The sequence below is a fragment of the Shinella lacus genome (assembly GCF_010994755.1).
In the GTDB taxonomy this organism is placed as follows: Bacteria; Pseudomonadota; Alphaproteobacteria; order Rhizobiales; family Rhizobiaceae; genus Shinella; species Shinella lacus.
Window position 1 is genome coordinate 232,878 of record NZ_WHSB02000003.1, and the last position, 18,383, is coordinate 251,260.

The window sequence follows — 18,383 nt, forward strand, 5'->3', positions numbered from 1 at the left end:
AGTGAGAGCGGAGAAATCTCATGGAACAGAGTTCAGCTGTGCCTGCCGGCCAGGGTGTGGTCGCGCAAGGCATTCATACGGTGAAATCCCGTCGGTCGGCGCTCGTCGCCGCAATCTTCCTGATGGCGACATCCGCCATCGGCCCGGGCTTCATCACCCAGACGGCGACCTTTACCACCAAGCTGGGTGCCGCCTTCGCCTTCGGCATTCTTGCCTCGATCCTCATCGACTTCGTCGTGCAGCTCAATATCTGGCGCATCGTCACCCTGACGCGCATGCGCGCCTCCGATGTCGCCAATGCCGCCATTCCCGGTTCCGGCCATCTGCTGGCCGTGCTCGTCATCGTGGGCGGGCTGTTCTTCAACATCGGCAATATCGGCGGCACGGGCCTCGGCCTCAACGCCATCTTCGGCCTCGATCCGAAGATCGGCGGCGCCATCAGTGCCGTTTTCTCGATCGGCATCTTCCTGTCGAAGCGCGCCGGGCTTGCCGTCGACCGCTTCATCATCTTCGCCGGCATCCTGATGATCGTGTTGACGCTCTACGTCGCCTTCGTCTCCGGCCCGCCCGTCGGTGACGCCCTGTTCCAGACGGTCCTGCCGGACACGATCGATTTTGCCACCATCACGACGATCGTCGGCGGTACGGTCGGCGGCTATATTACCTATTCCGGTGCGCATCGTCTGCTCGACCGCGGGATGGTCGGCGTCGAGAACCTGCCCGCCGTCAACCGCGCGGCACTGACCGGCATCACCGTCACCGGCCTGATGCGCTACGTGCTGTTCCTCGCCATCCTCGGCGTTGTTGCCAGCGGCGTTGTCATCGATACGTCCGGCCAGGGCGCAAACCCTGCCGCGCAGGCCTTCCAGGCGGCAGCCGGCAATGTCGGCCTGCGTCTCTTCGGCATCATCTTCTGGGCTGCGGCCATCACCAGCGTCATCGGTGCGGCCTATACGTCGGTCTCTTTCATCACCGCCTTCAAGCAGGACATCAGCGAACATGCCCGCAACATGGCAACGGTGGTCTTCATCGCCATCTCGCTCGTCTGCTACCTGCTGATGACGACTCCGCCGGCCGCGATGCTGGTCTTCGTCGGCGGCCTCAATGGCCTCATCCTGCCGATCGGCCTTTCCATCTTCCTCTTCGCCGCCTGGAAGCGCGAAGACCTAATGGGCGGCTATCGTTACCCGCGCTGGCTGCTGGCCCTCGGCGTCCTGGTCTGCGCGCTGACATGGTATATGGGCTACAAGTCGGCCGGCACGATCTTCAGCCTGCTCGGTTAAAGGGAGAAAGACCATGGTAGCGATCGATCTCAACAGTGATCTCGGCGAAAGCTATGGCGCCTGGCGCATGGGCGACGACGCCGCCATGCTCTCCGTCGTCTCCTCGGCCAACATTGCCTGCGGTTTCCACGCCGGCGACCCGGCCGGCATCTACCGCACGGTGAAGGCGGCGGCGGACAACGGCGTCGTCATCGGCGCCCATGTCTCCTATCCGGACCGCGTCGGCTTCGGCCGGCGTGACCTGGATGCGACCTCGGAAGAACTGATCGCTGACGTGATCTACCAGATCGGCGCGCTGAAGGGCGTCGCCGCAGCGGCCGGAGCGACAGTGCGCTACGTCAAGCCGCACGGCGCGCTCTACAACCGCATCGCCCATGACGCCAAGCAGGGCCAGGCGGTGATCGACGGCATCAAGGCGATCGATCCGTCGCTCGTCCTGATGGGCCTTGCCAATGCGCCGATCCTCGATCTCGCGCGCCGGGCGGGCCTTGCCGTCGTCGCCGAAGCCTTCGCCGACCGGGCCTATACGCCGAAGGGCGAGCTCGTCTCCCGCCGCGAGGCCGGTGCCGTGCTGCACGATGAGCAAAAAATCGCCGACCGCATGGTGCAGCTCGCCCGCGAAGGCACGCTGGAGGCGATCGACGGCAGCGTCATCCGTGTCGAGGCGCAGTCGATCTGCGTGCATGGCGACAGCCCCGGCGCGGTCGCCATCGCGCAAGAAATCCGCCGTCGTTTCGAGGCGGAAGGCATCGCCATCCGCTCCTTCGCCGACAAGAGCTGAGGCGCGGCCATGACGATCCCCACAGCCTATCTCAACCACACAGATGCCACAGCCGCCCGCGATGCGCGAAAAACCTATCGTGACGGCCGCATCGAACCGACCTCCGGAGTGGCGCCCGGCTTCACGCAGGCCAACATGATCGTGTTGCCGCGCGACTGGGCCTTCGATTTCCTGCTCTACGCGCAGCGCAATCCCAAACCGTGCCCGGTTCTGGATGTTTCCGACCCGGGCGCGCCAACCACGCTGCTGGCGCCTGATGCGGACCTGCGCACCGACCTGCCGCTCTATCGCATTTGGCGGGACGGCAAGCTTGTCGAAGAGACGCCCGACGCGACTGCGGCCTGGGCGGAGCGCGACGACCTCGTCGCCTTCCTGATCGGTTGCTCCTTCACCTTCGAGACGCCGATGGTGGAGGCGGGTATCGAGATCCGGCATATGACGGACAAGAGCAACGTGCCGATGTACCTCACCAACAAGGCCTGCCGCCCCGCCGGGCGCCTCAAGGGCAATATGGTCGTCTCCATGCGGCCGATCCCGGCCGCGCGGGTGGCGGATGCGGCAACGATTTCCGGCCGTTTCCCGGCGGTACACGGCGCGCCGGTACATGTCGGGGCACCCGAAGAGATCGGCATTACCGATCTCGCTAAACCGGATTTCGGCGACGCGGTGCGCATCGAACCTGGTGAAGTGCCGGTGTTCTGGGCGTGCGGCGTCACCCCGCAGGCGGCCGTGATGGCCTCCGGCGTTCCCTTCGCCATCACGCATGCTCCCGGCTACATGTTCATCACCGATATCCCCGATTCCGCCTATCATGCGTGAGGGTTCATGCGCTTTCTTCCCGTCAGCCTGACCACCATCCTCGTCGAGCTCGCCGATCTCGACGAGACGCTCGCCCTCTTCGCCTCGCTTCAGGCGGAGCCCGTCGCCGGCATCGCGGAAATGGTGCCGGCCGCCCGCACGCTGATGATCCGCTTCCACCCGGAAAAGGTCTCCGACGCGGAACTCGCGGCGCGCATCGGCACGCGTGACCTTTCGGCGAGGATTGCGCCCTCCGAGCACCTGGTCGAAATCCCGGTGCTTTATGACGGCGAAGACCTGGCCGACGTGGCGGAGCTTACCGGCCTTAGCATCGACGAGGTCATCCGCCGCCACACCGAAAGCGAATTCACGGTCGCCTTTTGCGGCTTTGCGCCCGGCTTCGGCTATCTCGTCGGCGGCGATCCGGCCTTGCATGTGCCGCGCCGCAAGAGCCCGCGCACCCGTATTCCCGCCGGCTCCGTGGCAATCGCCGGTGCCTTCAGCGGCGTCTACCCGCAGGCAAGCCCCGGCGGCTGGCAGATCATCGGCACGACGCCGGTCAAAATGTGGGACATCGACCGCGATCCGGGCGCACTGTTCCAGCCCGGCTACCGCGTCCGCTTCTTCGACCTCGAAAAATCGGGCAAGACGGTCAGTATTCCCGCATCTGCGCCGCGTGCGGAGCGCTCCGTCGCCGCGAATGCACCGCAATTCAAGGTGCTCGCAGCCCCCATGCCGGCGCTGTTCCAGGACCTCGGCCGCTTCGGCCAGACGGGGCAGGGCGTTTCCGCCTCCGGCGCGCTCGACCGCGGCGCCTTCAATGCCGTAAACCGCATCGTCGGCAATCCGGCAAACACGCCGGCCCTCGAACTCACCCTCGGCGGCTTCTCCTTCGAGAGCAATGTTCGTGCGGTGATCGGCCTAGCCGGCGCGCCATGTCCCGTGACGGTGCGTGATGCTTCCGGCCGCGAAAACCAGTTCGAGATCCACCAGCCGATCTCGCTGGAGCCGGGTGACATCGTGACGGTCGGCCATCCCCGCAAGGGCATGCGATCCTACCTCGCCGTGCGCGGCGGCTTCGATGTCGCGCCGGTTCTCGGCAGTGCGGCGACCGACACGCTGGCGGTGGTCGGCCCCGAGCCGGTGACGGCCGGGACCGTACTCGTGTTGAAAGACCGCAAGGACGGGCTCAAGAGCGTTACCATCGATGAAAACCCCGCCTTCAACCTACCCTCTGCCGGCGACGTGGTGACGCTTGACGTGGTGCTTGGCCCGCGCACGGACTGGTTCACGCAGAAGGGCATCGAGACGCTGACGGGCCAGCTCTGGCAGGTGACGCCGCAGTCGAGTCGCGTCGGCATTCGCCTTGCCGGCGATACCCCGCTGGAGCGCAAGGACAGCGCCGAACTGCCGAGCGAGGGCACGGCGACCGGAGCCATCCAGGTGCCGCATAGCGGCCAGCCGGTGCTGTTCCTCGCCGACCATCCGCTGACCGGCGGTTATCCCGTTATCGGCGCGGTGGCCGAATATCATCTGGATCTCGCCGGCCAGATTCCCATCAACGCCAAGATCCGCTTCCGCCCGATCGGCCCCTTCGCCGATATCGCGAACCGCCAGGAGTAACGCCATGAAGAAAGTGCTGATTGCCAATCGTGGCGAAATCGCCGTGCGCATCCTGCGCGCCTGCCGCGACCATGGCCTCCAGTCGGTCGCCGTCTATGCCGATCCGGATGCCGACGCGCTCTTCGTGCGCCTCGCCGACGAGGCTTATGGGCTCGGCGGTGTGCGCCCGGCGGAAACCTATCTCGACATCGAAAAGCTGATCGCCGTCGCCAAGCGCGCCGGCGCCGATGCCGTGCATCCGGGTTACGGTTTCCTCTCCGAGCGGGCAGAATTCGCCAAGGCGGTGCAGGATGCCGGTCTCACCTGGATCGGGCCGGACCCGCATGTGATCGAGGCGCTCGGCGATAAGGTCGAGGCGCGGCGCATTGCACAGAACGTTGGTGCCCCGCTTGTTGCCGGCAGTGATGGCCCGGTTTCCTCCGCGGCGGAAGTCGTCGCCTTTGCGAAAGAACACGGCCTGCCGGTCGCCATCAAGGCCGCCTATGGCGGCGGCGGGCGCGGCATCAAGGTCGCCTGGAAGATGGAGGAGGTCGCCGACCTCTACGAATCCGCCGTGCGCGAGGCGACTGCCGCCTTCGGCCGCGGCGAATGTTTCCTCGAACGTTTCCTCGACCGGCCGCGCCATATCGAGGCGCAGGTCATCGCCGACAAACACGGCAATGTGCTCGTGCTCGGCACCCGCGACTGCTCGGCGCAGCGCCGCAACCAGAAACTCATCGAAGAGGCGCCGGCGCCCTTCCTGACGCCGGAACAGCGCCAGAAGATCCACGATGCGGCCAAGGCGATCTGCGCCGCCGCCGGCTATTCCGGTGCCGGCACGGTCGAATTCCTGCTTGGCGTCGATGGCACGATCTCCTTCCTGGAGGTCAATACCCGCCTCCAGGTCGAGCACCCAGTCACCGAAGAGACCACCGGCATCGACCTCGTCATCGAGCAGTTCCGCATCGCCGAGGGTGAGCCGCTGCGCATGTTGGAAACGCCGACCCCTCGCGGCCATTCCATCGAGTTTCGTATCAACGCGGAAGACCCGGGCCGCGGCTTCCTGCCGACACCGGGCACGATCACCACCTTCGATCCGCCGTCGGGTCCGGGCGTGCGCGTGGATAGCGGAGTCGTCAGCGGTTCCAGCATCCCGGGCGTCTTCGACTCGCTGATAGCCAAGCTGATCGTTACCGGTGCGACGCGCGATGAGGCCTTGCGCCGCGCCCGCCGGGCGCTGAAGGAATTCCGCATCGAGGGCGTGGCGACGGTGCTGCCGTTCCACCGCGCGGCGATCGACACCGCGGATTTCATCGGCACCGACGGTTTCAAGGTGCATACCCGCTGGATCGAGACCGATTTCGCCGCCATGCCGGACGCCGTGGTGCGGCCGGAACCGGCAAGCGATCCGTCGCTGATCCGCACCCACCTGGAAATCGACGGCAAACGCGTCGCGCTGGCGCTGCCGAGCCTGTTGCTCGCGGGCTTCGGCACGGCCGGCCAGGGCGTGGCCACTGCCGGCAGCAAGCCGGTCGAGGATGGCATCGCCGCCCCGGTTTCCGGCACGCTGCAGAGCTTCAAGATCGCCGATGGCGCGAGTGTTGCCGAAGGCGAGCTGGTGGCGGTGATGGAGGCGATGAAGATGGAAACGCAGGTTCTCGCCCCGAAGGCCGGAAAACTGCGCCTCCGCGTCAAGGAAGGCGATTACTTGCAAGCCGGCGACACGCTGATGGTGTTCGAAGGCTGATGTCCCTGGGCTTCCGCGTCCCGGATCAATAATCCGGGGCGGTGCCGAAGACGAATTCGCAGGGCGTGTGCGCCATGTTGAAATACTGGTGGTCGAAGCCGGCGGGGATGTAGAAGCCGTCGCGCGGGTTGAGCTCGAACCAGGCCTGGCCCTCGGCATCGGGAATGTGGATGTTGAGCACGCCGGAGACGACATAGAGGCATTCGTCGCCCTTGTGACGCTCGATGCGCGTGCGCTTGCCGCCGAGCACCGTCGTCTTGCCGACGGTCAGCTGGTCCGTCGCGCAGTAGAAGCCGGTATAGGCGCCCTGCGTCTCCGCATCGAGGCTCCAGAGCATGTCGCCATCGCGCTTCGGGTGGATGGTGCGAGCCTCGCGCTGCGCCTCCGCCGCCATCGGCCAGCGGCCCAGAAACTCCTGCTGGATATAGCGGTTTTCGGAGAGCAGCGGCTTGGTGCGGGCATAGGGGCCGGAGGTGCCCTTGGCCGGCGGCGGCGCGAAGAATTCCAGCACGCGCACCTGCTCCTCGCCAAGGTTGAAGCCGTGGTGCCAGGTGTCCTTGCGGAAGAACAGCGCCTCGCCCTGCTTGGCAATGCAGACCTCGCCGGTTTCGGGATTGGCAAGGCCCAGCGTGCCGCTGATCACATAGAGCAGTTCATCCGCGCCAAAAATCGTGCGGAAGGCGTCGGTGTGCTTGAAGCAGCCGCCGGGCTGCATGCCGAAGACGATCTGGTGGATGTTTTCCGTGGACGCATAGATCCAGTCGTCGACGAGGCCGGCATTCTCCTCGCCCCACAGATGGCGCGTGACGCCGGCATAGGGAATGTGGCTCGGCCGGTCGAAGACGGGACGGGGGGAAGGCTTGTAGCCCATGGAAAACTCCTTTGTTTCAAGGCGATGAAGCAGGGCGGGTGCGGGTGATCAGCCGCTCGATGACGGCCTGCTTCATGGCGGGGTCGAGATGCATGACGTTGAAGACCTCCGCCATCCACATGCCTTCGATGGCAAGGCGGATGATGGTGGCTTCCACCGGATCGAGGCCGTCCTTTTCGACGGCCGCCTGGCAGCGGATGTTCTGCTGGTGGACGATTTCGAGAAGATCGGGAAAGTTCGACAGCGCCGCGGTGATGCTGGCGCCGAGGCGGTCGTACTGGTCGCCCGTGCTGGCGGCGTCGCCCATGGTGGCGGCGACATAGGCGCGCGTGTAGCGGCCATGCGGCTCGGCGTCCGTGCCCTCAAGCCCGGCAAGGCCGGTCTCGAAGCGGTAGACGAAGCGCTCGACCATGGCGCGCACCAGCGCATCCTTGCTGGCGAAGTGGTAGAGGATGCCGCCCTTGGAAAGCCCGGTCACCTCCGCCACCTTGTCGAAGGTCAGCGTCGAGACGCCGTCCTTGACGACGATCTCCTCGGCCGCGGTGAGGATGCGTTCGCGTGCGGTGCCACGTCTTGCCATGTCGATACCCATGCTGTTGCGATCTTCCCGCTATAGCTGCGAACTCTCGCGCAGGCGACCGACGATATCGGCCATCAGGGCGAGGTCCTGGCGGGAATCATCGAGCGTTGTCTTCGGCGTCGTGCCGTTCACCAGATGATCGTGGAAGGCGCGCAGCTCGATGGCGAAGGGGTCGGTGTAGTTCGGGCCGAAGACTCGCGTTTCTGTCTCTGTGTCGGTCGAGTCAGTCACTTCCAGCGAGGTCGGCAGGTTTCGGATGTAAGGCGTGTCGTAGCCGAAGCTGAGGCGGCGGCGGTCGGAGTACACCTCGATGCGGGCGTCGAAGCGCGCGACATTGTCGATCAGCGCCTCGTAGATTGCGGTAAAGTGGCCGTAGTCGAAGAGCGCGACGATCTGCTCGCCATTCTGCTTGTGATGGGCGGCGATGACCCGCTGTGGCAAGCCGATCAGCTCGCGCATGGCCGAGAGGCTGTGCGAGGAGAGGCCCGTCAGCACCTGGTAGGCGCGCATCAGGCTGGGGGAGGCGTCCTTGCCGGCGACGTCGCGCAGCAGCGCCTCCGTGTCCGAGCGCGACTGGGCGAGGAAATCTGTATCGAGATCGCGCGGATAAAAGATGTTGCGGGTCTGGCGGATGAAGAAGGGGCCTTCGCAGATGAGATCGCGCACGCGCACGTAACGCAGTTCCTCGCGCGCCGGCATCATCTCCTTCGCCTTCAGGAAGCTTGGCGAATAGCGCCGCATATAGGCGACGAAGACGAGGAGGCCGGACGCTTTCGCCAGCGGCGCCACGTCGTCGATTTCGCCGAGCGTCAGGCAGGCGGGCTTTTCGAGGAAGACATGTTTGCCGGCTTTCAGCGCCAGGTCGAGATAGTGGCGATGCGTCTGGTCGGGCGTCAGGATGAAGACCGCATCGATATCCGGCGAAGCGACCAGCGCCTCGGCGCTGTCATAGGCGCGGGCGGTCGCATAGCGCTCGGCGCAATGGGCCGTCAGGCTCGGCGAAACGTCGAAGACGCCGGCCACTTCGAACAGATGGCGGTGATCGGCGAGGATCGGCAGGTGCATCAACTGGCTCACCTCGCCAAGACCGATGAGACCGACACGGACGATACGCATGAAAAGAACCTTTCCTAACCCTTGACCGCCCCGGCCGTGAGGCCGGAGACGATGTATTTCTGAAAGAGCAATGCCAGCACGATCAGCGGCACGGTGACGATGGTCGAGGCGGCCATGATGGCGCCATAGGGGAACTCGTAGCGGCTGGAGCCGGAGATCAGCGCGATCGCGACAGGGACCGTGCGGTTCTCGTCCGTCAGGATGAAGGTCAGCGCGAACATGAATTCGTTCCACGAGGCAATGAAGGCGAGCAGGCCCGTCGACATCAGCGCCGGCCCCATCATCGGCAGGAAGATGCAGCGCACGATCCTGAGCGGCGAGCAGCCGTCCATGATGGCGGCCTCCTCGATCTGGCGCGGCAGGCTGCGCATGAAGGTGGTCAGCACCCAGATGTTGAAGGGCAGCGTAAAGATCATGTAGGCGAAGATCAGCGAGCCCAGCGTGTTGTAGAGCCCGAGCCAGCGGATCATCTCGAAGAGGCCGGAGAGCAGCGCGATCTGCGGGAACATCGAGACCGCGAGGAACAGGAACATGATCGGCGAGCGGCCGCGGAAATCGATGCGGCCGAGCGCGTAGGCGGCGGCGATCGCGAGCCCCAGCGACAGCACCACGACGGAGGCGGCGACGATCAGCGAGTTCATCAGGCTGCGCAGGAACACGCCATCCGACAGGATCGCCTCGTAATTGTTGAACTTCAGGTCCGGCAGGAAGGTGACGTCGAAGATCGCCTGGCCGGATTTCAGCGACGAGGCGATCATCCAGTAGAAGGGAAACAGCGTGTAGAGCGCGACCACGGTGAAGAGCGAGTAGATCGCGATGCGGTGGAGGCGTCTGTTGGCTCTGCTGCGCACCATGTCACACCCCCAGGAGCCGGCGGTTGAGCCGGAAGACGGTCACGTAGATCGCGGTGACGATCGCGATCATCAGGAAGATCGCGGCACTTGCCGCCGAGCCGACGCCCATGTCCTGGAAATTGACCAGCACCTCGCGGGCATAGATCGACACGGTCTTCGTGTCGTCGCTGTTCGAGGACAGCACGAAGCTCAGATCGAACATGCGCAGCGCATCAAGCAGCCGGAACAGCACGGCGACGGCAATGCTCGGCGCCAGCAGCGGCAGGGTCAGCGCGGTGAACTGCCGCCATTCCGAGACGCCATCAATGGAGGCGGCCTCGTAGATGCTCCTCGGCAGCATCTGCAGCCCGGCGAGGATGAGCAGCACCATGAAGGGCGTTGTGATCCAGACGTCGACGGCGATGATGACCGGCATGACGAGATCCGGATTGGCGGTCCAGGCGATGCCGTTGTCGATGAGGCCCATGAGCTTCAGCACATGGTTGAGGATGCCGAACTGGTCATGCAGCATCCATTGCCACATGCGCGCGCTGACGACGACGGGAATGGACCAGGGGATGAGGATGACGGCCCGCATCAGGCCGCGGCCGCCGATGTGGGCGTTCAGCAGGAGCGCGATGGCGAGCCCCAGAGCCGTCTCGATCGACACCGAGATGACGGTGAAGAACAGCGTGTTGCGGACCGACTGCCACCAGAGTGGATCCTCGAACAGGGTGAAGTAGTTCTCGAAGCCGATATAGTCGTAGATGTCCGGCTCGGTGAGATAGGCATCGGTGAAGGAGAAAAGGAAGGTCCGCCCGAGCGGCCAGAGCGCCACCGCGAAGAGCACGACGAGGCTCGGCGCGAGAAACAGCCAGGCCGTTCGCGCCCGCATCGCATTGAGGCCGATGCGCATCGTCGCCATGTCAGGTCCTCCCCGGAAGAAGCGCGCGGTCGTCCTTGCCGAAGAGATGCGCGCGCTCGTGTTTCCAGCCGACGAGGGTCGTGGTGCCGGGCCGGATATTCGGCTTGCCCTGCGCCTTCACGACGATGGACCGGCCATCGCCGACATTGAGGTGGACGAGGGATTCACCGCCGAGCGGCTCGACAAGCAGCACTTCTGCCTCCAGCGTTGCCTCGCCGCCGCCGAGCATCAGGTCTTCCGGCCGGATGCCGAGCGTGACGTCGCCGGCATAATCATGGGCTGCAAGCCGGTGACGTCCGCCGGAGAGCGACAGCACGCTCTCCTCGCCTTCGCGAGCCAGCAGGCCCGGCAGAAAATTCATGCGCGGAGAGCCGATGAAGCTTGCGACGAAGCGGTTGGCCGGGCGCTCGTAGAGCTCCATCGGTGTGCCGATCTGGGCGATGAAACCGTCCTTCAGCACGACGATGCGGTCGGCGAGCGTCATCGCCTCCATCTGGTCGTGCGTGACGTAGACCGTGGTGGCCTTCACCTCGCGGTGGATGCGGGCGATCTCGACGCGCATCTCCATGCGCAGGTCCGCATCGAGATTGGAGAGCGGTTCGTCGAAGAGGAAAAGTTTTTGCTGGCGTACGAGGGCGCGGCCGATCGCGACGCGCTGCTGCTGGCCGCCGGAAAGCTGCGCCGGCCGGCGCTCCAGCAGGTGGTCGATCTTGAGGAATTTTGCGGCCTTCGTGACGCGCTCGCGGATCTCGGCGGTCGGCAGCCGGGCGGTCTCCAGCGCGAAGCCAAGATTGCGCTCGACATTCATGTGCGGATAGAGCGCGTAGGACTGGAACACCATGGCGATGTTGCGCTTGGCCGGTGGCGTCTCGTTCATGCGGTTGCCAGCGATGCGCAGCTCGCCATCGGAGATTTCCTCCAGCCCGGCGATCATGCGCAGCAGCGTGGACTTGCCGCAGCCGGAGGGCCCGACGAAGACGACAAACTCGCCCTCGGCGATCGCGAGGTTGAGCTTGTCGATGATGGTCAGCGCGCCGAAACGTTTGACGACATTGATGAGATCTATACCGCTCATGACCGTTCCATCTTGAATGTTCTGTGGGCCAGCGCCGCCACGCCGATGGCGCAGGCCGTGTCGCCGATGAGGCTCGCCACGATCGGCATGTCCCGCGCACCCTCGGCCCAGATGAAGTCGCGCGTCAGCGCGGCGAGCCGCGGGGTCACTTCGGGATCGCTGCCGATGCCGCCGCCGAGCACGAGCACGGCGGGGTCCAGCGTGTTGATGAGCTGGCCGAGATAGGAGGCGAGCGAGAGCAGCGCGTTCTCGACCATCTCGGCCGCCCGCGGATCGTGCACCTCCGCCTCGAACAGCGAGAGCGCGGTGGCATCCGGCCGGCCGATGAGCGCGCCGTAGCGCTCGCCGAGCGCCTTGCCGCCGGCGAAAAGTTCCAGATTGTGCCGCACCGCGCGGTCGCGCGCCGGGCCGTCGAAGGCGACGAGATCGCTGCCGGAAAAGTGGATGGCAAAGCCGCGCGCACCCTCATAAGGCGCGCCGCCGATCACCAGCGAATGGGAAAGGCCGGTGGAAATCGTGACGTAGACGAAGGGATCGATGCCCTGGCCGGCCCCCATCCAGCCTTCCGCCAAGGCCGCGGCGCGCACGTCGCTGTCGATGTGCAAGGCGCCGAAACGGCTGAGGCGGGCGCGATAATCGAGCCCGCGCCAGTCGAAATTCCAGGCCGAAGCCGGCTCGCCGTCGCGCGTCACCAGTTCCGGCAGGCAGATGCCGAGTGCCGCGGCCTCCCGTGCCTCTCCGTCCGCGCGCTCCCGCATGGCGGCCGCCAGGTCGCAGACGAGGTCGAGCACCGCGCCGCCGCCATTCTGGCAGGGCGTCGCCTCCGTGCGCTCGGCGACGACGGCGCCATCCGAGAGGCGCACGATGCAGGCCTTCGTCTTGGTGCCGCCGACGTCGATGCCGATCGCGTGCCGTGTCATGGTACCGCTCCGGCCGCCGCATCGGCGTGCAGCTCGGCGTTGCGGCATTCGACGGCAATGGTCGCCGGCCAGCCCGGATCGTAGCCGGATGCCGTCGAAAGCCGCCGGAAAGCTTCACGTTTTCCCTCGCCCCAGACGATCATCGCGACCGCCTTGGAGAGGTTTGCGATCGAGCCGGTGCCGATGGTGAGGCCGTGCGTCGGCACCTCGTCCAGCCCATGGAAATCCGGGAACGTCGCGAGATTGTCGCGCCGCGTCTGTTCGGCGAGCGTCACGATGCGTGAGCGGCTGTCGCGCATGGAACCCGGCGGGTTGAAGGCGATGTGGCCATCGCCGGCACCGGAGGCGAGCAGGAAGAGATCGATGCCGCCGAGGCTTGCGAGCCCGGCGTCATAGGTTTCCGGCGCGGCGAGGGAGGGCATGCGGAAGTTTACTTCCGGCATGCGCAACGCCGCGGGCAGCGCCCGGTTGATCCGGCCAACGATTTCCCGCTCGCCAAAACCGCGGCAGGAATAGTGCGCGGAAGCCGGTGGCGGGGAGAGGCCGTCGGGGCCGGACAGCAGGTATTCGTCCATCATCGCGACGATCAGCCCGGAGCAATCGACCGGATTGGCCGCAAGCTGCCGCTCCAGCGCCTGATAGACCGGCATGGGGCTGCGGCCGCCCGGGCAGCCGAGCACATAGGGTCGGCCCGCCGCGTTGGCGGCGCGCAGTTCCGTGAGGATGCGGGTGGCAAGATGCTCGCCGATCGCCTCGGGATTGTTATGGATCATAACCTTCATCGGCCGGCCTGCCCTTGAAGCAGAGAGGAGACAAACCGGTAGTTCCGCGCGGCGATCGCCTCCGGCGTTTCGGGATGTTTCGGTGCAAGGTCCTGTTCGATGACCAGCGGGCCGTCGTAGCCATGTGCCAACAGCGTCGCCATGAAATCGGCGATGTCGACCACGCCACGGTCGAGATCGGTCATAATGCCGTCCTCGAAGGCGCGGTCGCAATGGATGTTTTCCGCCAGGACCTTTTCGCGGAACGCGCCATCGACGTTCTTCAGGTGGATGGAATTGATGCGCGCCTGGTGACGCAGGAAGAAGGCTTTCGGATCGGCCTTCCAATAGGCATGGTGGCCGGTGTCGAGGCAGAGGCCGACCAGCGCCGGGTCCGTCTCGGCAAGCAGCCGCTCGATCTGGCTTTCATGCTCCACGCAGGTGCCGACATGGGGGTGGAAGCTGAATTGCAGGCCATGTTCGCGGGCGATACCGGCGGAGAGCATGGTCAACTCGACGACGCTGCGCCAGCCCGCTTCGTCGACGACGCCCATCCGGTCCTTGGGGTAGAATTCGGACTCGTCCATCAGGATGAAATGCGTGCCGCCGATGGCCGACAGCAACGCGCAGATCTGGTGCGTCTTGTCCGCCAGCGCCGAGGCCGTATCGGCGTCCGCCAGCGTGTGGACATGGGCCGCCGCGACCACGGAGAGGCCACGGCGGTCGAGTTCGTGCGAAAGCACTTTCGGGTCTGTCGAGAAATAGCCGTAGGGGCCGAGCTCGGTGTGGCGGTATCCGGCCGCCACGATGCGGTCGAGATAATCGGTCCAACCGAGGTCGTTGCCGGTGGGCCAATAGACGCCCCAGCAGCACGGTGCGATCGCGATATTCACTGTCATGTCCTCGATGGGGTGGCGCGGCTTACCAGCCGCGCTTCTTCAGCCGTTCCAGATCGCTGCTGACCTTGGTCAGCGCCTCTTCCGCGCCTTCCTTGCCGCTCAGCACGTTGTGCACGCCGTTGAAGATGCGCTGCGATACGCGGTTGTAGGAGGCGCCCGTCACCTGCGAGGGGCGGGAAGCGCTTTCGGCATAGGCCTTTTCGGCAAAACGCAGCGCCGGGTTTGCCTTCAGGATTTCCTCGTCCTGGTAGAGCGCCTTCAGCGTCGGGCTATAGGCCTGCAGCGCGCGGCGCTTCTGCTCCTTGGCGCCCGTGAGGTAACGCACGAGGCTCACCGCCGCGTCGGTATCCTCGGCATATTTGGAGACGCCGAGCAGGCCTGCGCCGTAGCAGCCGCTCGATTTCTCGCCTTCGGCGCCGACCGGCAGCGCCATCACGCCGACCTTGCCGGCGAGCGCCGACCCTGCGGCCTGGCTGGTGCCCCAGACATAACCCCAGTTGCGGTGGAAGACGGAATTGCCGGCCTCGAAGACGCCGCGGGAGCCTTCCTCGTCATAGTTGAGCACACCTTCGGGGCTGATGCCGCCGATCCAAGAGCGGGCAAGGTCGAGGGCCGCGACGGCCTTCGGATTGTTCGCGGTGATCGTGCCGTCCGGCGCGATGAAGGTGCCGCCGCCATAGGAGGCGACCCATTCCAGCGCGTCGCAGGTCAGGCCCTCATAGGCGCGGCCCTGCCAGACATAACCCCACATGTCCTTGGTGCCGGCGGCGCGTTCCTGCTCCTGGATGGACTTGGCCGTCTCGGTCAGTTCCGCCCAGGTCTTCGGTTCGGCTTTGCCGTATTTTTCGAGCAGGTCCTTGCGGTAGAACATCAGGCCGGCATCGACGAACCATGGCATGGCGAGCAGCTTGCCCTCGATGGTGCTGTCGGCGAGCGCGGAATCGAAATGCGCCGCAAGCTCTTCCGCCGGCACCTTTTCCTTGAGGTCGATGAGATGGGCGGCGAGCGCGCCGACCCAGATATTGTCGAGTGTCAGGACGTCGATGTCGCCGGACTTGCCGGCGAGAAGCTGCTGGTAGAGCGGCAGCGCCTCACCCCAGTTCGCCGGCATCTTGTTGATCTTGACCGTGTTGCCGGTCTCCTTCGCCCAGGCCTCGGAGGCCGATTGGCAAAGTTCCAGTTCGGCGCCGGCCGAGCTGCAGAAGATCGATACTTCCGCTGCGCCCGCAGAGCCGCCCCACAGGACGGCGCCAGCCAGCGCCGTCGTCCTCAGAAATCCATCCCAATGCACTGTGTTCTCCTCCCACACCGCGTTAAGTTCGCAAAATTACTATACCGTCTGGTCGGTAAAGTAAAGTGGACGAAATTGCCCTGTGGAAAGTCGTTTCGGTGCGGCTATGCGGCGTCGTCCAGCCGGTTCTTCAGGCTCATGCCGACCATCACCATGCGGGCGGCATCTTCGGCTGCGCGGGCGAGCAGCTTCGGCGCCGAGGAAATCGCGTCCTCCAGCGAGCAGGGCCGGCTGAGGATGGAGGCAAAGGCATCGATGCCGTGTTCGAAGTTGAGGCGCACGCCCTTGCCGATGGTGCCGGCGAGCGCGATGACGGGCACGCCGGCGCGTTTGGCGCGCTGCGCCACTTCGGCCGGCACCTTGCCGAAGGGCGTCTGGCCGTCGAGGCTGCCTTCCGCGGTGATGACGAGATCGGCCTTAGCGATGAACCGGTCGAGCTCCAGATATTGCATGACGATGTCGTAGCGCGGATGCAGCCTGCCGCCGACGAGGCCGAGCACTGCGGCACCAAGCCCGCCGGAGGCGCCGGCGCCGGGTGCGGCGCCGACATCGATGCCCGTCGTGCGCCGGATGGCGGCGGCATAGGTCTCCATGGCGGCGGCGAGGACCTCCACCTGTGCCGGCGTGGCGCCCTTCTGCGGCCCGAAGATGCGCGCGACGCCGCACTCACCCAGCAGCACATTGTGCCAGTTGACGGCGGCATCGATGCGCACGCGGTCAAGCCGCGGATCGCGACCGCTGATATCGATGGCGGCGAGGCGGGCGAGCGCAGCACCGCCGCGGGGCAGGAGGTCGCCCTCTTCATCGAGAAGCCGGATGCCGAGCGCTTCCGCCATGCCGGCGCCGCCATCGTTGATGCCGCTGTCTCCGCAGCCGAGCAGGATGCGGCGTGCACCCTTGTCGAGTGCGGCGCGCACCAGTTCGCCGACGCCGTAGCTCGTCGTCAGGCACGGATTACGCCGGCCGCGCGGCACGAGGCTGAGGCCTGCGGCGGCCGCCATCTCGATGACGGCGGTTGGCTCGCCGCAACCGCCGAGGAAACCGAAATGCGCCTCGACCGGGTCATTGATCGGGCCGGTCACCGTCAGGTGATGAAGGGTGCCGCCGGTCGCCTTGACGAGCGCCCTCGTAAAACCCTCTCCGCCATCGACCATCGGCGCCTTCAAGACGGTGGCGCCGGGGAAGGCGCGCTTGACGCCGCTTTCGATGCAATCCGCTGCCTGATCGGCCGAGAGGCTCTCCTTGAAACCGGAGGGGGCGACGAGAACCGTGAAAGACATGGGGACGTTCCTTTTACTATGACAATCATGTGACAGGGGAGGAACGGGATGGTTCGGCATCTATTCCGGCAGAATGAAAATAAATTTAGTCGGCTAAATAAAAAGACCGCACATGGCGGCCTTTTTATTTTTCATGTGCGTGGTTCAGTGCAGTGGCAGGCCTTGCAGTGGCCAGACGAGCGTGGCGAAGACGATGAGCAGCACCACGAAGGGCACGACCAGCACCATGGCGAGCCGTAACAGGTCGGCCTGACCGAAGGGTGGCGGGTCCATCGCGCCGAACAGCGCCACCGGCTTGGCGGAGACCATCAGCGTCTGGCAGAAGCCGCTCGCCAGCGTCACGACCATCACCAGATTGAGCGGATCGACGCCGAGGGCGGCGAGCGGCAGGGCAAGGGCGGGAATCAGCACGGTTGCCCGCGCCGTGCGCGAGGTGATGACGAGGTGGGAGAGGGTCGCGACGATGGCGGCAAACCCGATGACGAGCGCGGGCCAGGCCGCGATGCTGCTGCCGGCGAGACCGACCACCCGCTCGGCCAGCACCTGCGCCGTGCCGGTCGCCAGCAGCGCCTCGCCGATGACGAGCGTGCCGGCGAGGAACAGCAGCAGGTTCCATTCGACGCCCTTGAGGGCAGCCTTCAGCGGCAGGCCGGAGACCCGCTCGGTCGCCAGCAGCAGGGCGGCGGCGATGCCGATGAGCGGCATGCCGATGCCGTGCAGGGGCTGGGCGGCGAAGAGCAGGATCATCGCGCCGGTGATGGCGAGCACGGTCCATTGCTGGCGTGTCAGCGGGGTGGGAGTCTCGTCGGAGCTGCGCGCTGCGATCGCCATCGTCCGTTCCTCACGGGTGAGGAAAAGCCTTAGCAGCACGGCGCAGGCAAAGAGCGAGCACAGCAGCGAGAAGGGGCCGGCAAGCGCGATCCAACCGAGGAAATCCGGGCTTTGGCCGCGCAGGCGCTCCATCATGCCGGCCGCGACGAGATGGGCGCCCGCACCGATCAGCGAGGCGCCGGCCGAAAGCAGGATGACGGAGGGAAAGAGCAGTGCTAGAGCACGGCTGACCCGCGCATTACCGATCGCCGCCGCAAGGCCGAGATAGACCGGCGCCAGCATGGCGGCGCGCGCGGAGGTCGAGGGGATGATGAAGGCGGTGGCGAAGATCAGGAGCGTCAGCGCCCAGAACAGGCCCTGCACGGTGGCGAGCCGGGCAAGCAGCCGGCGAATGATCTGCTCGATCACGCCGACCTGCCGAAGCACACCGGCCACGACGAAGGCCGCCAGCATCAGCCAGACGATATCGTTGCCGAGCGAGCGGTAGAGCACATCCTCGTTGATCGCGCCGACGACCGGCAGGAGTGCCGCACCCGCCAGCGCCACGGGCGTATCCGGCAGGTCGAGGATGGTCCAGGCGGTGATCGTCGCCACGAAGACGGCGAGCGTCAGCCGCATGTTCAGGGTGAGGCCGTCGATCGCGAGGAAGATCAGCATGGCGCTGAAGGCGAGCACGATCGCCGCGACGATCTGTTTGACGCGGGCGAGCGGCATGCTCGGCTCCAGCGTCGGAGACGGTTCCCCACGCCGATCGGCGTGGGGTCCGGGAGGGGCGATTGCATAAAGGGCC

17 protein-coding genes are annotated in these 18,383 nt (G+C 65.8%); 5 read left to right on the forward strand and 12 right to left on the reverse strand.

Annotated features, from left to right (window positions below):
- Nucleotides 1-20: 20 nt before the first annotated feature.
- Genes GB927_RS09205 through GB927_RS09225 form a run of 5 tightly spaced genes read left to right on the forward strand, consistent with a single transcriptional unit; the run spans nt 21 to nt 6,211 of the window.
- Nucleotides 21-1,283, forward strand: coding sequence for an NRAMP family divalent metal transporter (locus GB927_RS09205; protein ID WP_256116432.1), 1,263 nt, complete (start codon nt 21-23; stop codon nt 1,281-1,283).
- 13 nt (nt 1,284-1,296) lie between these two features.
- The gene (locus GB927_RS09210; RefSeq protein ID WP_256116433.1) at nt 1,297-2,064 is read left to right on the forward strand and encodes a LamB/YcsF family protein; all 768 of its coding nucleotides are present in this window, start codon (nt 1,297-1,299) and stop codon (nt 2,062-2,064) included.
- Nucleotides 2,065-2,073: 9 nt separating this feature from the next.
- Nucleotides 2,074-2,883, forward strand: coding sequence for a putative hydro-lyase (locus GB927_RS09215; RefSeq protein ID WP_256116434.1), 810 nt, complete (start codon nt 2,074-2,076; stop codon nt 2,881-2,883).
- A 6-nt stretch (nt 2,884-2,889) separates the two neighbouring features.
- Complete coding sequence (locus GB927_RS09220) at nt 2,890-4,485, forward strand: 5-oxoprolinase subunit B/C family protein (protein ID WP_256116435.1); 1,596 nt, start codon at nt 2,890-2,892, stop codon at nt 4,483-4,485.
- A gap of 4 nt (nt 4,486-4,489) precedes the next feature.
- A complete protein-coding gene (locus tag GB927_RS09225; RefSeq protein ID WP_256116436.1) occupies nt 4,490-6,211 on the forward strand; it encodes an acetyl/propionyl/methylcrotonyl-CoA carboxylase subunit alpha in 1,722 nt (573 codons plus the stop codon).
- Nucleotides 6,212-6,236: 25 nt separating this feature from the next.
- Here the strand turns inward: GB927_RS09225 and GB927_RS09230 are convergent, their stop codons facing one another.
- The 12 genes from GB927_RS09230 to GB927_RS09285 form a co-directional block, all read right to left on the reverse strand.
- The gene (locus GB927_RS09230; protein ID WP_256116437.1) at nt 6,237-7,082 is read right to left on the reverse strand and encodes a cupin domain-containing protein; all 846 of its coding nucleotides are present in this window, start codon (nt 7,080-7,082) and stop codon (nt 6,237-6,239) included.
- A gap of 16 nt (nt 7,083-7,098) precedes the next feature.
- Nucleotides 7,099-7,662 carry a TetR/AcrR family transcriptional regulator gene (locus tag GB927_RS09235; RefSeq protein WP_256116438.1) on the reverse strand — a complete coding sequence of 188 codons (564 nt, stop codon included), beginning with the start codon at nt 7,660-7,662 and terminating at the stop codon, nt 7,099-7,101.
- Between the two features lie 30 nt (nt 7,663-7,692).
- Nucleotides 7,693-8,778: a Gfo/Idh/MocA family protein gene (locus GB927_RS09240; RefSeq protein ID WP_256116440.1), complete on the reverse strand. Its 1,086-nt coding sequence runs from the start codon at nt 8,776-8,778 to the stop codon at nt 7,693-7,695.
- A gap of 14 nt (nt 8,779-8,792) precedes the next feature.
- Nucleotides 8,793-9,632: a carbohydrate ABC transporter permease gene (locus GB927_RS09245; RefSeq protein WP_256116442.1), complete on the reverse strand. Its 840-nt coding sequence runs from the start codon at nt 9,630-9,632 to the stop codon at nt 8,793-8,795.
- Nucleotide 9,633: 1 nt separating this feature from the next.
- The gene (locus GB927_RS09250; protein WP_256116443.1) at nt 9,634-10,536 is read right to left on the reverse strand and encodes a carbohydrate ABC transporter permease; all 903 of its coding nucleotides are present in this window, start codon (nt 10,534-10,536) and stop codon (nt 9,634-9,636) included.
- A gap of 1 nt (nt 10,537) precedes the next feature.
- On the reverse strand, nt 10,538-11,611 hold the full coding sequence (locus GB927_RS09255) for an ABC transporter ATP-binding protein (RefSeq protein WP_256116444.1): 1,074 nt from the start codon (nt 11,609-11,611) through the stop codon (nt 10,538-10,540).
- Nucleotides 11,608-12,531, reverse strand: coding sequence for an ROK family protein (locus GB927_RS09260; protein WP_256116446.1), 924 nt, complete (start codon nt 12,529-12,531; stop codon nt 11,608-11,610). The genes GB927_RS09255 and GB927_RS09260 overlap by 4 nt, the downstream gene beginning before the upstream one ends.
- Complete coding sequence (locus GB927_RS09265; protein ID WP_256116447.1) at nt 12,528-13,313, reverse strand: 6-phosphogluconolactonase; 786 nt, start codon at nt 13,311-13,313, stop codon at nt 12,528-12,530. The genes GB927_RS09260 and GB927_RS09265 overlap by 4 nt, the downstream gene beginning before the upstream one ends.
- Nucleotides 13,310-14,185, reverse strand: coding sequence for a sugar phosphate isomerase/epimerase family protein (locus tag GB927_RS09270; protein ID WP_256116448.1), 876 nt, complete (start codon nt 14,183-14,185; stop codon nt 13,310-13,312). The genes GB927_RS09265 and GB927_RS09270 overlap by 4 nt, the downstream gene beginning before the upstream one ends.
- A gap of 28 nt (nt 14,186-14,213) precedes the next feature.
- Complete coding sequence (locus GB927_RS09275) at nt 14,214-15,482, reverse strand: ABC transporter substrate-binding protein (RefSeq protein ID WP_256116449.1); 1,269 nt, start codon at nt 15,480-15,482, stop codon at nt 14,214-14,216.
- 104 nt (nt 15,483-15,586) lie between these two features.
- Complete coding sequence (locus GB927_RS09280; RefSeq protein WP_256116450.1) at nt 15,587-16,762, reverse strand: glycerate kinase family protein; 1,176 nt, start codon at nt 16,760-16,762, stop codon at nt 15,587-15,589.
- Nucleotides 16,763-16,906: 144 nt separating this feature from the next.
- Nucleotides 16,907-18,307 (reverse strand): SLC13 family permease, encoded by a 1,401-nt coding sequence (locus GB927_RS09285; protein ID WP_256116452.1) that lies wholly within the window; start codon nt 18,305-18,307, stop codon nt 16,907-16,909.
- Nucleotides 18,308-18,383 lie beyond the last annotated feature (76 nt).